Genomic DNA, 13487 nt, shown 5'->3' with positions numbered 1-13487 from the left:
CGTTCGGATCATCAAGACCTGCCGGCGGATGGGCATCAAGACGGTGGTCGTCTACTCCGAGGCCGACGCCGACTCGATGGCCGTCGAGATGGCTAACGAGGCCGTGTTCATCGGCCCGCCGCCGGCTGCGCAGAGCTATCTGCTGCAGGACAAGATCGTGGAGGCTGTGCGCCAGACGGGCGCCGAGGCGGTGCACCCCGGCTTCGGCTTCCTCTCGGAAAACGCCAGCTTCGCCCGGCGGCTCGCCAAGGAGAGCATCGTCTTCATCGGCCCGAACCCCAAGGCCATCGAGGCCATGGGCGACAAGATCGAGTCGAAGAAGTTCGCCGCCAAAGCGGGCGTCTCCACCGTGCCCGGGCATGTGGGCGAGATCGACGACACCGCGCACGCCATCAAGATCTCCGAGGAGATCGGCTATCCGGTGATGATCAAGGCCTCGGCCGGCGGCGGCGGCAAGGGCATCCGGGTCGCGTGGAACCGCAAGGACGTGGAAGAGGGTTTCCCGGCGGTGCGGGCCGAGGCCAAGGCCAGCTTCGGCGACGACCGGATCTTCATCGAGAAGTTCATCGAGAGCCCCCGGCACGTCGAGATCCAGGTGCTGGGCGACAAGCACGGCAATGTCGTCCACCTGTTCGAGCGCGAGTGCTCGATCCAGCGGCGCAATCAGAAGGTCATCGAGGAGGCGCCCAGCCCGCTGCTGGACGAAAAGACCCGCAAGGCGATGGGCGACCAGGCCGTCGCCCTGGCGAAGGCCGTGGGCTACGACAGCGCCGGCACCGTCGAGTTCGTGGCCGGCCAGGACAAGAGCTTCTTCTTCCTGGAGATGAACACCCGCCTGCAGGTGGAGCACCCGGTGACCGAGATGATCACCGGCGTCGACCTGGTCGAGCAGATGATCCGCGTCGCCTACGGCGAGAAGCTTGCGTTCGGGCAGAAGGACCTGAAGATCAACGGCTGGGCCATCGAGAGCCGGATCTACGCCGAGGACCCGTACCGCGGCTTCCTCCCCTCCATCGGCCGCCTGGTGCGCTACGAGCCGCCGGCGGAAGGCCCGGCCGGGCCGGCGGTCATCCGCAACGACGCCGGCGTCCGCGAGGGCGACGAGATCTCGATGTTCTACGACCCCATGATCTCCAAGCTCTCAACCTGGGGAAAAACCCGTGACGCGGCCATCGACGGCATGGGCCGGGCTCTCGAGGACTTCCACATCGAGGGCCTGGGTCAGAACATCCCGTTCCTGGCCGCCGTGATGGACCAGCCCCGGTTCCGCTCGGGGAAACTCTCGACCAACTACATCAAGGACGAATTCCCGGACGGCTTCCACGGCCTCCCCCCGACCGACTTCCAGAAGGATCTGATGGGCGCCGTTGCGCTCTCGATGCACCGCACGCTGCTGGCGCGCTCGGCGCCGGAGCAGCTGCGGCAAGACTGGATCGAGGTGATCGGCCACGAGAAGCGCGCGGTGCGCGTCTCGACGGAAGGCGAGGCTCTGGTGGTCGAGGGCAAGGGCCGCGCGCACCGCCTGACCGACGTCGCTTGGCGTCCCGGACGGCCGCTGTTCCGCGGCAAGCTCGACGGACAGCCGTTCACCGTGGCGGTGAAGCCAGCCGCAGAAGGCTTCATGATCCGCCACCGGGCCGCGACCGCCCATGTGCTGGTGCTGACTCCGCGCTCGGCCGAGCTGCACGAGAAGCTGCCGCCGAAGAAGGCCGCCGACACCTCCAAAATGGTGCTCTCGCCGATGCCGGGGCTGGTGGTGTCGATCGACGTGGCCGCAGGCCAGGAGGTCAAGACCGGCGAGGTCGTGGCCGTGCTCGAGGCCATGAAGATGCAGAACATCATCCGCGCCGAGCGGGACGGGACGGTGAAGGCAGTGAACGCCAAATCCGGCGACAGCGTCGCGGCGGATGAGGTTCTGTTAGAGTTCGCCTGACGTAGGAATCGGCTCCGATTCCGCTTGGGGAGGCGCCATGAACGGCCAGATCGGCTTCTCGGAGCTGTTCCTGTCGGCGAACGGACGGGCTCCGCGGCTCCCGTCGCTCATCGCGGCGGCGGTGCTGCTGGGCCTGGCGGCGCTGTACGAGGCGCTGGTCGAGGGGCTGATGCCGCGGCTGCTGACGGGCTGGCTGGTCTATCCGGTGCTGATCTACTGCGGCGCGTGCGTGCTCTCGAAACGGCTGCACGACCGCGGACGCTCGGGCTGGTGGGCGGCGCTGATCCTGCTGTCGATCGCCGCCTGCTGGCCGCATCCGGCCAACTTCCTCGATTTCGCGTTCTTCCTGGTGCTGCTGTGGGCGGCGGTGGAGCTGGCGGTGATGCCGGGCGAGCCGGGCGCCAATCGCTTTGGGGCCAATCCCCTGCGGCCGCTGGCGCCGGCCTAGACCGGCGGCGAGACCGCCTCCACCTCCCCGAAGACCGCGCGGAAACTGGCCTTCAGGGCGGCGTCGACCTCGTCCAGGGTCACGGGCAGGCCGAGGTCGACGAGGCTGGTCACGCCGTGCTGGGTGACCCCGCAGGGCACGATGCCCGAGAAGTGGCTGAGGTCCGGCTCCACGTTCAGCGAGACGCCGTGGAACGACACCCATCGGCGCAGCTTCACGCCGATGGCGGCGATCTTGTCCTCCCGGGGCGGCGCGCCCGGGGTCTTTCGCTCCACCCAGACGCCGACCCGGCCCTCACGGACTTCTCCGCGGACGTTGAAGGCGTCGAGCGCGCCGATCACCCAGGCCTCGAGCGCCGCGACGAAGGCGCGGACGTCCCGCCGCCGCTTGGTGAGGTCGAGCATGACATACGCCACCCGCTGGCCAGGGCCGTGGTAGGTGAACTGGCCGCCGCGGCCGCTCTCAAAGACGGGGAAACGGCCGGGCTCCAGGAGGTCGTCCGGCTTGGCGGATACGCCCGCGGTGTAGAGCGGCGGATGTTCAAGCAGCCAGACGAGCTCGCCGGCGCGGCCCTCGGCGATGGCGGCGGCGCGATCCTCCATCGCGGCCACGGCAGCCGGATAGTCCACCAGGCCTTGGGAGACCGCCCAGCCGGCCGGAACCCCGTCGTCTCGGCCGAAGCGGGGCAGGGCGATGGTGTTTAACGCGCGGTCAAGCATGTTCCCCCAATGTGGGCGTCGGGCCTGCTTCGCGCAAAGCCCAATGAAGCGCCCGCTTGGAGTGTCCTGTCCGTGTCTCAGGTCAAGGCCGTCAACGTCGAGATCCAGGTCGTGCTGGGTCGCGCCAGTCTGCCGATGGCCCAGCTGCTGCGCATGGGCCGCGGGGCGGTGATTCCGCTGGACGCCACCGTAAACGAGGAAGTGTGGATCCTGGCCAACAACCATCCGGTGGCCCGCGGCGAGATCCAGATCTCGGACGACAAGATCGCCATTGCGGTCACGCGCGAGGCCAACGTCTACGACTACATGGCCGGGGGCGGTTGAGGCTGCGGCGGCTAAGTTACGCAGCGCCCTTCACAAAGCATCCGGCGTTTGCTACCTGCCGCGCCTCACCACGAGCGGTCGTGGCGGAATTGGTAGACGCGCAGCGTTGAGGTCGCTGTGGGGCAACCCGTGGAAGTTCGAGTCTTCTCGACCGCACCAGTGAATCAGGGTTTTCAACGAGGCACGAGCTAGTCCGTCCGCAACATCGCCAGGGAGGTCCGCATGAGCCGTGAAACGGACGACCTCACCGAGCTGGACAAGAAGCTCTCCGCCGAAATCGACGAAGACCTGGAAGACCTCGCCCTCGGCGAGGACTACGCGCTCAATCCGGAATTCGTCTCCGACGTGGTCGACGCGCTGGACCGTGGCGACGCGGACCGCCTGCGCGAGCTGCTGGGCGCGCTGCACCCCGCCGACGTGGCCGACCTGATGGGCTTCCTCTCGGCGGACGCGCGGGAGGAGCTGGTCCCGCACCTCGACCCTGAGACGTTGGCCGAGATCCTCTCCGAGCTGGATACGGAAATCCGCGAGGAGGTGCTGGAGCACGTCCCGTCGGCGACGCTGGCCAAGGCCATCGGGGAGATGGAATCGGACGACGCGGCCGACGTTGTCGACGACCTGGAGGCCGACAAGCGGGCCCAGGTGCTGGCGGCAATGCCCGAACTGGAGCGGGCGACCATCGAGGCGACGCTCGCCTACGAAGACGAGACCGCCGGCCGTCTGATGCAGCGCGAGGTGGTCGCCGCGCCGCAGTTCTGGACCGTGGGCCAGGCCATCGACCACTTCCGGAAGGACGCCGACGAGCTGCCGGAGCTGTTCTTCGACGTCTATGTGGTCGACCCCAGCTACAAGCCCGTGGGCGCCGTGCCGGTCAGCCAACTGCTCTGCTCGAAGCGCGACGTGCCGCTGGCCCAGATCATGGGGCAGGTGACGGAAATCCCGGTCGATATGGACCAGGAAGAGGTCGCCTACATCTTCGACAAGTACCACCTGATCTCGGCGCCGGTGGTCGAGCCGGGCGGGCGCCTCGTGGGGCAGATCACCGTCGACGACATCGTGGGCGTCATCCAGGAGGAGGGCGAGGAGGACATCCTGGCCCTCGCCGGCGTGTCGGACGCGGGCCGCGACGCGGGTGTCTGGGGCATCGTGCGCTCGCGCTTGCCGTGGCTGCTGGTCAACACGGTGACGGCGGCGCTCGCCGCCAGCGTCATCGGCGCCTTCGAGGGCGAGATCCAGAAGCTGGCGATCCTCGCGGCCCTGATGCCGATCGTGGCGTCGCTGGGCGGCAACGCCGGCACCCAGACCCTGGCGGTCGCCGTGCGCGCGCTGGCCAGCCGCGAGCTTTCGGCCTTCAACGCCATCCGCACGGTCAGCCGCGAGATGGCCGTGGGCCTCTCCAATGGCGCGGTGCTGGCCCTGCTCACCGGCGGGGTGCTGTACGCGATCTTCCACGACCTTCGGCTGAGCATCGCCTTTGGCCTGGCGCTCCTGATCAACCTGTTCGTCGCCTCGCTGGCCGGGGCCGCCGTGCCGCTGGCGCTGGAGCGGATGGGGCGCGACCCGGCAGTTTCTTCCTCCGTTTTCGTGACTTTCGTCACAGACTTCACAGGCTTCTTCGCCTTCCTGGGTCTCGCGGCGCTCATTCTGTTGTAAGTGGCCCGGTAGTTGCGGCGGGGCCCACAGGCTCCCTCCGCCTGTGCCGTTTTGGGTCACTTTTCTTAGGCCATGCGTCCGCGACACCGCGTTTCCCGGAACGCCATCGAGCTGATCAAGCGGTTCGAAGGCTACCGCTGCAAGGCCGCCCAGCTGCCCGACGGCCGCTGGACGATCGGCTATGGCCATACACTGACGGCCCGTGAAGGCGCGGAGATTTCCGAGCCTGACGCCGAGGCCCTGCTGATCTACGACCTGATCGCGGTGGCCCACGCGGTCAACGAGAACGCGCTGATCCCGCTGACGCAGAACCAGTTCGACGCGCTGGCCAGCTTCGTCTTCAACATCGGCACGGACGCCTTCCGCACCTCGCAGGTGCTGGCCCGGCTCAACGCCGGCGAGACCCTGCAGGCGGCCTGCGCCATGGAGTTGTGGCGCAAGGTCGAGTTTGGCGGCCGCCGGATCGTGCTGGACGCCCTGGTGCGCCGCCGCTCGGCCGAGAAGACCCTGTTCCTGACCCCGCCCGGCGACGCCTGGGTGCCGGCGCCGTCGCCGGTGCTGCGGCCGCTGGTCGACGCCGATGCGCGCGAGCTGATTCCCGCCGAGAAGCCCACCGAACTCGTCACCTCGCTGGAAGGCGAGACGGTGCTGGTCAGCGAGGACGGCGAGGTTCCCGTGCCGCCGCCGATCGAGGATGAGGCGCCGGGCGCGGCGGTCCGGGCGGCCGCCGAGGCGGTGACGGCCCGCCTGCAAACGATCTTCCCGGAGGCCGGTCAGGAGCCTGCGCCGGAGCCGCCGTCGGAGGCGGCCGCTGAGCCCGCGGCCGAAGCCGCTCCCGTCCCCGAAGCCGCCGATCGGGAGGAGGCGTCGCCGCAGCCCGACCCCGCGCCGCCCCTCGATCTGGCGGAGCCCGAGCCCGCGGCCGAAGCCGAGCCCGCGCCGGAGGCGCCGCAAGAGCCGGCCGAGGCCTTCGAGGCGCCTGAGCCCGCGAACGACGCCCAGCTGGTCAAGGAGGAAGCGGCGGATGGGCCACGCGTCCTCATCGACGACCACGCCGTCCACGAATTCATCCCCGCCCGCGTCGCCCCGCTGCCGCGGAAGAAGGAGACCGGCGGCCTCTCCACCGACCTGGTGCTGGCGCTCCTGGGGCTGGCGTTCTTCGGCTTCGGTGTGTTCTGGGGCCTGAACGCGCGCGCGGCGACCGCCAGCGAGGGCGCGACCCCGCTGCTGGTGGCCTGGGCCGCGGGCGTGGCCGGGGTCGGCTTCTTCGTCGTCGCCGTGTTCCGCCTGCTCGAGCGCCTCGGCCGCATGTCTGAGCGCGAGTAGGCGCTGACGCTCAAGGCGGCGCGTGCTAACTCGCCGCCATGATCCCGAACCACGGACCCAACCTCGAATTCGGCCTCGGCGAGTCGGCGGACATGATCCGCGAGACGACCGCCCGCTTCTCGGCCGACAAGATCGCGCCGCTTGCGGCCGAGATCGACCAGACCAACGAATTCCCGCGCCAGCTGTGGCCCCAGATGGGCGAGCTGGGCCTGCACGGCGTGACCGTGGAAGAGGAGTTCGGCGGCCTGGGGCTCGGCTATCTCGAGCACGTGGTCGCCATGGAAGAGGTGTCGCGCGCCTCGGCCTCGGTGGGCTTGAGCTACGGCGCCCATTCGAACCTGTGCGTGAACCAGCTGCGCCGCTGGGGCACCGACGAGCAGAAGCGCCGCTATCTGCCCAAGCTGATCTCGGGGGAGCACGTCGGATCGCTGGCGATGAGCGAGGCCGGCTCCGGCTCGGACGTCGTCTCGATGAAGCTGAAGGCCGAGAAGAAGGGCGACCGCTACGTCCTGAACGGCACGAAATTCTGGATCACCAACGCGCCGCACGCCGACACGTTGATCGTCTACGCCAAGACCGATCCGCAGGCGGACAGCCGCGGCATCACCGCCTTCATCATCGAGAAGGACTTCAAGGGTTTCCGCGTCTCGCAGAAGCTCGACAAGATGGGCATGCGCGGGTCCGACACCGGGGAGCTGGTGTTCGAGGACTGCGAGGTCCCCGAAGAGAACGTCATGGGGCCGCTGAACGGCGGCGTCGGCGTGCTGATGAGCGGACTGGACTATGAGCGAGCCGTGCTGGCGGCCGGTCCGCTCGGCATCATGCAGGCCTGTATGGACGTGGTCCTGCCCTACGTCCGCGAGCGCAAGCAGTTCGGCAAGCCGATCGGCTCGTTCCAGCTGATGCAGGGCAAGGTCGCCGACATGTACGTCGCCCTGAACTCGGCGCGCGCCTACGTCTATGCGGTGGCCAAGGCCTGCGACGCTGGGATGACGACCCGCTTCGACGCGGCCGGCGCCATCCTGATGGCCAGCGAAAACGCCGTGAAGGTGGCGCTGGAGGCCATCCAGGCCCTGGGCGGCGCGGGCTATACGAAGGAATATCCGGTCGAGCGATTCCTGAGGGACGCGAAGCTGTACGACATCGGCGCCGGGACCAACGAGATCCGGCGCTTCCTAATCGGACGGGAGCTGGTGGGCGGATGAAGGCTCTGGGGGGCATGCTGGCGGCGGTGGGCCTGGCGGGGTGCGCCACGCTCGAGGCGCCCAGCTGCCCCGCCGGGCAGGAGCACCTGCGCACCGCCCAGCTGTTCCTGGGCGGCCAGCCGGGCGCTCCGGCGGTGCGGGACGCCGAGCTTCGCACCTTCGTGGACCAGGAGATCACGCCACGCTTCCCGAACGGGGTCACCGTCCTGGACGGCGGCGGCCAATGGCGCGGCGCCGAGAACCAGCTGATCCGCCAAGCGCAAAAGGTTGTGCTAATCGTGCTGCCTGCCCGCGGCGACACCCAGAAGCGCCTTCAGGCCGTCCGCACCGCCTATCAGACGCGCTTCCGGCAGGACAGCGTGGTGGTGACCCAGGCCGCCTGCGTCGCGGTTTAGCGCCGCTCCACCACCAGGCTCTGCTGGGCGACTCCGAAATACCCGTCCACGTCGGCCAGGCGGGTCATCGCCAGGCCCCCGCCGTCGGGCGCGATCCAGCTGACTGCGTTCGACAAGATCCATTCGCCGCGCGGCGGGCGGGCGAAGCTGACGGTCAGGTCGCCGTTGATGAAGGTCCACTCGTCGAACGGCAGCACCGAGGAGATGCCGTTCGAGAAGTCGGCCACCGAGGCGGCGCGCATGGCGGGCGAAATCGGCTGGCCCAGAATGCTCGCCCGGTGCTGGCGGAACCAGTTGGCGGCGGGTCCGGGCTCGCCGAAGCCGCCGCGAACGGAGCGCATCTCGAAATTGCCCCCGAAGTTGTTGGGCGTGTCCAGCCGGATGGACGACGGGGTCCCGGCTTCGGGCAATGGCTCGTCGAGCGGCGCCATGAACTCGCCCGAGGTCGGCAGATCGGCGGTGCGGACCTTCAGGACCGTGCCGCGGGTGACCTCGACGTCGCCGGCCGTGAGGCGCACCTGCAGCAGCTGGATCTTGCGGCCCTGGCGCAGCACCTCGGTCTCCACCGCGTACTCGGTCACGGGCGCCGGCCGCAGCAGGTCGATGGTCAGCCGGGCGATCCGCATGGGCGCAGGCGTCTCCACCTGTTCCGCCGCCCAGGCGATCAGGGCCGAGGGCGCGCCGCCGTGCATCAGGCCCGGGTCCCACGGACCGGCGGCCCAGGGCGTGGCGCGCGCCGTCCAGCGTCCGGATGCGCCTGCGACTTCGAAGACGGCGTCGGTCATGCGGCGGCCGCGGTCCGTGCGGCGTGCGCCTGGGCCAGGGCCTCGGCCGTGGCCGGATCGGCGGGGAAGAAGGTCTCGAGCGTCAGCTCGGAAAGCGTGATGTCCACGGCCGTGCCGAATACCGTGGTCGTGGAGTAGAAGGAAAGCAGGTTGTCGCCCATCAGCAGCTGATACGGGACGGCCACCTGGCCATAGTCCTCGCCGCGGCGGTCGCTGGCCGGCGGGACGGGATAGCCCTTCACCTCATCCATCAGCGCGATCAAGCCCGGATCGGCGGTCAGGTCGGCCTCGCGGCGCAGGCGCTCCAGCAGGTGGTTGCGCCATTGGGCGAGGTTCGCCGTGCGCGACGCCAGGCCCTTGGGATGCAGGGCCAGGCGGATGACGTTAATCGGCGCTTGCAGCAGCTCCGGATCGACACCGTCCAGCAGCGGACCGACGGCGGCGTTGGCCGCCACCAGGTTCCAGCGTAGGTCCACGACCAGGGCCGGATAGGGCTCGTGCCCCTTGAGGATCAGGTCCACGGCCCTGCGGGCGCTGGCGAGCTCGGGATCCTCCAGCGGGCGCTCGGCGAACACGGGGGCGAAGCCCGCCGCAACCAGGATCACGTTGCGCTCGCGCAGCGGGATGTTCAGCTGGTCTGCGAGATGCAGCACCATCTCGCGGCTGGGCTGGGCGCGGCCGGTCTCGAGGAAGCTGAGGTGCCGGGTCGAGATGTCGGCGTCCAGCGCCAGGTCCAGCTGGCTCATCCGGCGGCGCTGGCGCCACTCGCGGATATGGTCGCCCACGGGTCGGGTCTTCAGGCTCATGACGCGACCTTATCCAGCGTCTGCGCGGCCGGTCCATGACCCTCGAGGTAATGGAGGGCGGACACGCAGGGCAGGGCCCGCAGGCGCGCGGCCAGCAACTGGCCGAACTCGAAGGTCAGGCCGCGCATCTCCAGCCGGGTGTAGGCCTCCACATGCGAGAGGCTGCGGATGGCGCCCGGCAGGCGGGCGGCGACGGTCAACACGCGCACGAGGGCGTCCGGTTCGGGCGCGAGGCGCAGGACGTAGATGTCGACTCTACGCATCGGCGGCGAGCTCGAAGACCTCCTCGGCGAGGAGGGCGTTGTCGTCGCCGTAGGCCCGCAGCTGCAGCCGATCGCCGGCCGCGCCCTGGGCCCGCGTCAGCCACACCAGCTCCTTGGCCGTGCCGGCGGGCAGCAGGCGGGCAAACACGCCTTCGACGGCGCAGAGGGCGGGCATGCCGTCCGGGCTGTCGAGGCGCGCCTCGACGCGGTTGGCGGCGCTGGGCCGTAGGCGCTCGGCGAAGCGCTCGGCGGCGTCGGCGAGGCGTTGAAGAGGTTCTGACATGGTCGGGTCCTTCTGCGGAGAAGGCCCCAGCCGGGCGCGAAAGCCATTGGAAAACCCCGCGTCCTGGCCGGAGCGGGGTTGCTGCAATCTACGATCTTGGCGGTTCGTCAGGCCGCGCGGGATCGCCCCCGTCCGTTATGGAGGGTGGTAATCATCATCGTCGCGAAGATCGGGCGCGAAAGGCGCATCGACGAGATCCTTACGGACAGGGCGAAGCCTGCATATCGCATCGGAGCAGGAATCGAAAGGGCGGGCCGTTTCCAGCCCGCCCCCACCGATCTCGGAAATTCACAGTCCGTAAGAACGGCTTCGAAGCAATGTTACCGCGCGGAGGCGGAGGTCATTGATCCAGCAGTGATTTCCGGTTGATAGCGGTGAGACACTGGATGGGTAAAATCAGTATCCGATCCTGCGCGACAACGCGCGACGCTCTCGGAGACTGGCCTATGTGGGGTACGAGCCAACCGCCTCCTATACGATACAATACGAACTCTTCTGACACCCAGGTGACACCTGGAAACAAGAGTCGCGGATATTCATTTCTGAAAACGAATATCGCATGAATCTCTCACAGATCAAAGCTGCCAAGTCAGGCGACCTGCTGAAGGACGATGAGGTGCGGGGGCTCGAGCTCCGCGTGCAGGGCGCCCGGAAGACCTTCTACGTCTATTACCGAACCCGATCCGGACAGCGCCGGCGGCCTAAGCTCGGGGACTTCCCGACGCTTAATCTGCAGCTGGCTCGGGACATGGCGAGGCAGCTGCTGGCGCGGGCGGCGCTTGGCGATGATCCCTCAGCGCGCTGGCAGGCGGCCCGCGAGGGGGAGACGGTCAACGAGCTGATCGACCGGTATCTGGAGGAGTACTCGAGGCCCAGGAAGCGGACGGCGCTTCGCGAGGAACAGGAGTTCAACAAGAAGATCCGGCCCCGGTGGGGCAAACGGATCGCGGCCGAGATCACGCCCCAGGACGTGTTCGCCCTGCGACGCGCCATGACCTACGCGCCGATCAACTTCAATCGCCTGAGAGCGACGCTCTCCCACATGTTCAACTGGGCGGGCATAGAGCCAAACCCATGTCGCCGCGTGCCCCGGTTCCGAGAGACGCAGCGCCGCCGCTACCTGACGGAGGAAGAGTACGATCGGCTGGCGAAGGCGCTGGCTGATCACGAGGAGCGCTGGCCGGGGCCGGTCGCGTTCCTGCGTCTGCTTCTCATGCTGGGGTGCCGGGGCGGCGAACTGCTGAAGGCAAAACGCTCCTGGTACAGGAATGGCATCCTCACGCTGGAGGTCCACAAGACCTCCCATAAGACGGGACCGAAGGAGATCTACTTCCCGCCGGCCGCGCAGGAGATCGTCGAGTCGCTACGTCCTCGTCGTGGGTGGCTGCTAGGCTTCCAGACGCCGCCTTACCCGTACATCGAGAAGATCTTCGCGGCGGCGGAACTCGAAGACTTCGTGGTCCACGATCTGCGCCACTCCTTCGCGTCCGAGGCCCTGTCGAACGGCTACACGCTCGACCAGATTGGGCAGCTGCTGGGGCATACGGACATTCAGACGACGCAGCGATACGCTCATCTCGTTCGGACAGCGAAGCACGCCGCTGCAGACGACCTCGCGGTTCTTCTTTCCCAGCGGCTTTCGGTGAGCGGCAAACGAGCAGTCCCTTAGAAGCCGGAGGCAGCGGAGCACCTGTCAATCGGTCAGCGTGGCGAAGACGTTTCGCCGGGTGAATGGCGCGCACTATTGTGCTTCGTCAGCACCGCTCGCAGCACCTGGCGCAACGTTCATCCGAGGCACGCATGATCTCAGGACAGCTTGCTCTTGTCGTGTCCGCGGTGTTCGCGGGCGCAGCCCTCTACATCAACATTGTCGAGCAGCCAGCCAGACTGCAACTCGCCACGCCGGACCTGCTGACCGAATGGAAGCTTGCTTACAAGCGGGGGACGCTCATGCAGGCGCCGCTTGCCGTGCTTGGTTTGCTCCTCGGCGGGGTCGCTTGGTGGCAGACTGGGAGGCCCGAATGGATGGTGGGAGGCGCCTTGATGATCGTGAACTGGCCTTTCACCTTCCTGGTCATCATGCCCGTGAACCACAAACTTATGGCGGCCGATTCAGCCACAACTGACGTTGATGTGCGGAAAATGATCGAACATTGGAACCGCCTTCACGCTGGAAGAACTGCGCTCGGCTGCGCGGCGACTGCCGCGTTCTTGTGGGCTTCGCTCAGTTAACTGAGGCCTGTGTCGATGGGGATTGGGGCCGCTCCCAGTGCCTCGCGCAACTCCGAACGACTGCTCCCCATGTCGGTCGCAGCGCAGCTTCGAGCGCCGTCGGGCCTGTCCCGCGCCGAGGGGAGAGCGCAGCGGCGTCCGGCCGCTTCTCTTAAAGTGCGGGTGGCGCCTAGGGACATTGCCGTTCGCGGACGGTGCGGGTCCACTGCCCCAAGGTGTCTTGATCGAGTGAGTGTGGATGCGCTGGAAAATGCGTTCGATCGCGATGGTGGCGGCCTTGGCGTGGCTCCCCAATCTGGCGGCCGCCGAACCGGATCTGAACGGCGGCGCCTGGAGCGTGCTGAATCCTCCCAGGGCGCTGATGACCGAGGACGACAAGTCGCCGCCTCTGCTCGAGAGCGTGCAGGCGACGTGGAAGCCCTCCGGGCCACAGGTCGCGGCGCCACGGACGGACGTGGAGCGGGCGCGCAGGTGCCTTCCGCCGGGACTTCCCAGGCTGCTCCTGCAGTCCGCCCCCTTCGAGTTCCTGCAGCGTCCCGAGCAGATCGTGATCCTGTACCAGTGGAACCGCCTGGTGCGCGTCGTCGACATGAACATCGCCCAGCCGGAGATCGTAGGCCCGAGCTACCTCGGGCAGTCGGTGGGGGCCTGGCGGGGCGACACCCTGCGGATCGAGACCATCGGCTTCAATGACGCGACGGTGCTCGACGACACAGGCCTGCCGCACAGCGACGCCCTCAAAGTGGTCGAGGAATATTCGGTCCGGTCCGCGAATGAGATCGACCTCGTAGTGACCATCGAGGACCCTAAGACATTCAAGACGCCCTGGCGCGCCGCTCTCCGGCTCGCGCGCGACCCCCAGGCGCGCATCAAGGAGGATGTCTGTCTGGAACGGACAGGGGGCTGATGACGATGCGTCGACACCTTCTTCCGTTTGTCGTCTGTGCCGCCGTCACAAGCGTCGCGCAGGCCCAGGTGGCTCCCAGCACGGCCAAGATTGAGGGTCGTGCGGTGGAGCAGGAGTTCGGCAGTCCGCCGCCGGACGCGCCTCCGCCGTCGCCCGACCCCCGCGATATCAACGGGTCCTATCAGCAGGTCGAGGAGAAGGACGACGG

At 68.1% G+C, this 13487-nt stretch carries 16 protein-coding genes and 1 tRNA gene; 12 read left to right on the top strand and 5 right to left on the bottom strand.

Annotated features, from left to right (window positions below; translation table 11 throughout):
• Together RIF93_RS13060 and RIF93_RS13055 are read left to right on the top strand one after the other, a co-directional pair.
• Positions 1–1933: acetyl/propionyl/methylcrotonyl-CoA carboxylase subunit alpha (locus tag RIF93_RS13060; protein WP_309091890.1), on the top strand; the 1933-nt coding region annotated here is incomplete at its 5' end.
• Positions 1934–1970: 37 nt separating this feature from the next.
• A complete protein-coding gene (locus RIF93_RS13055; protein WP_309091889.1) occupies positions 1971–2381 on the top strand; it encodes a DUF805 domain-containing protein in 411 nt (136 codons plus the stop codon).
• On the opposite strand, the gene lipB is transcribed toward RIF93_RS13055, so the two are convergent.
• Complete coding sequence (lipB, locus tag RIF93_RS13050; RefSeq protein WP_309091888.1) at positions 2378–3100, bottom strand: lipoyl(octanoyl) transferase LipB; 723 nt, start codon at positions 3098–3100, stop codon at positions 2378–2380. The two genes, RIF93_RS13055 and lipB, sit on opposite strands and share 4 nt — an antisense overlap.
• A 72-nt stretch (positions 3101–3172) precedes the next feature.
• Here lipB and RIF93_RS13045 point away from each other — a divergent pair, with 72 nt between their 5' ends.
• From RIF93_RS13045 to RIF93_RS13020, 6 genes are all read left to right on the top strand, one after another.
• The gene (locus RIF93_RS13045; protein ID WP_309091887.1) at positions 3173–3424 is read left to right on the top strand and encodes a FliM/FliN family flagellar motor switch protein; all 252 of its coding nucleotides are present in this window, start codon (positions 3173–3175) and stop codon (positions 3422–3424) included.
• Positions 3425–3498: 74 nt separating this feature from the next.
• Positions 3499–3583: transfer RNA gene (locus tag RIF93_RS13040), tRNA-Leu, on the top strand.
• Between the two features lie 63 nt (positions 3584–3646).
• Positions 3647–5077 (top strand): magnesium transporter, encoded by a 1431-nt coding sequence (gene mgtE, locus RIF93_RS13035; RefSeq protein ID WP_309091886.1) that lies wholly within the window; start codon positions 3647–3649, stop codon positions 5075–5077.
• 72 nt (positions 5078–5149) lie between these two features.
• Positions 5150–6403 (top strand): lysozyme, encoded by a 1254-nt coding sequence (locus RIF93_RS13030; RefSeq protein WP_309091885.1) that lies wholly within the window; start codon positions 5150–5152, stop codon positions 6401–6403.
• A 38-nt stretch (positions 6404–6441) separates the two neighbouring features.
• Positions 6442–7608, top strand: a complete 1167-nt coding sequence (locus RIF93_RS13025; protein ID WP_309091884.1) for an isovaleryl-CoA dehydrogenase — start codon at positions 6442–6444, stop codon at positions 7606–7608.
• Positions 7605–8003 (top strand): DUF3574 domain-containing protein, encoded by a 399-nt coding sequence (locus tag RIF93_RS13020; protein WP_309091883.1) that lies wholly within the window; start codon positions 7605–7607, stop codon positions 8001–8003. The genes RIF93_RS13025 and RIF93_RS13020 overlap by 4 nt, the downstream gene beginning before the upstream one ends.
• On the opposite strand, the gene RIF93_RS13015 is transcribed toward RIF93_RS13020, so the two are convergent.
• The 4 genes from RIF93_RS13015 to RIF93_RS13000 are packed head-to-tail and all read right to left on the bottom strand — an operon-like array spanning position 8000 to position 10140.
• Positions 8000–8788 carry a thioesterase family protein gene (locus tag RIF93_RS13015; RefSeq protein WP_309091882.1) on the bottom strand — a complete coding sequence of 263 codons (789 nt, stop codon included), beginning with the start codon at positions 8786–8788 and terminating at the stop codon, positions 8000–8002. The genes RIF93_RS13020 and RIF93_RS13015 overlap by 4 nt on opposite strands.
• A complete protein-coding gene (locus tag RIF93_RS13010) occupies positions 8785–9594 on the bottom strand; it encodes a helix-turn-helix transcriptional regulator (protein ID WP_309091881.1) in 810 nt (269 codons plus the stop codon). The genes RIF93_RS13015 and RIF93_RS13010 overlap by 4 nt, the downstream gene beginning before the upstream one ends.
• On the bottom strand, positions 9591–9857 hold the full coding sequence (locus tag RIF93_RS13005; RefSeq protein ID WP_309091880.1) for a hypothetical protein: 267 nt from the start codon (positions 9855–9857) through the stop codon (positions 9591–9593). Before RIF93_RS13005 ends, RIF93_RS13010 begins: the two co-directional genes overlap by 4 nt.
• The gene (locus RIF93_RS13000; RefSeq protein ID WP_309091879.1) at positions 9850–10140 is read right to left on the bottom strand and encodes a hypothetical protein; all 291 of its coding nucleotides are present in this window, start codon (positions 10138–10140) and stop codon (positions 9850–9852) included. Before RIF93_RS13000 ends, RIF93_RS13005 begins: the two co-directional genes overlap by 8 nt.
• Before the next feature lie 559 nt (positions 10141–10699).
• Here RIF93_RS13000 and RIF93_RS12995 point away from each other — a divergent pair.
• The 4 genes from RIF93_RS12995 to RIF93_RS12980 form a co-directional block, all read left to right on the top strand.
• A complete protein-coding gene (locus RIF93_RS12995) occupies positions 10700–11809 on the top strand; it encodes a tyrosine-type recombinase/integrase (protein WP_309091878.1) in 1110 nt (369 codons plus the stop codon).
• 62 nt (positions 11810–11871) lie between these two features.
• Positions 11872–12372, top strand: a complete 501-nt coding sequence (locus RIF93_RS12990) for a DUF1772 domain-containing protein (protein WP_309091877.1) — start codon at positions 11872–11874, stop codon at positions 12370–12372.
• 250 nt (positions 12373–12622) lie between these two features.
• A complete protein-coding gene (locus RIF93_RS12985) occupies positions 12623–13279 on the top strand; it encodes a hypothetical protein (RefSeq protein WP_309091876.1) in 657 nt (218 codons plus the stop codon).
• On the top strand, positions 13279–13487 hold a 209-nt coding region (locus tag RIF93_RS12980; protein ID WP_309091875.1), incomplete at its 3' end, for a hypothetical protein. The genes RIF93_RS12985 and RIF93_RS12980, both read left to right, overlap by 1 nt.

Origin of the sequence: Phenylobacterium sp. (assembly GCF_031181185.1) — a bacterium.
In the GTDB taxonomy this organism is placed as follows: domain Bacteria; phylum Pseudomonadota; class Alphaproteobacteria; order Caulobacterales; family Caulobacteraceae; genus Phenylobacterium.
Note: the sequence above shows the minus strand (reverse complement) of the source record. Positions and strands in the feature narration are given on the sequence as shown.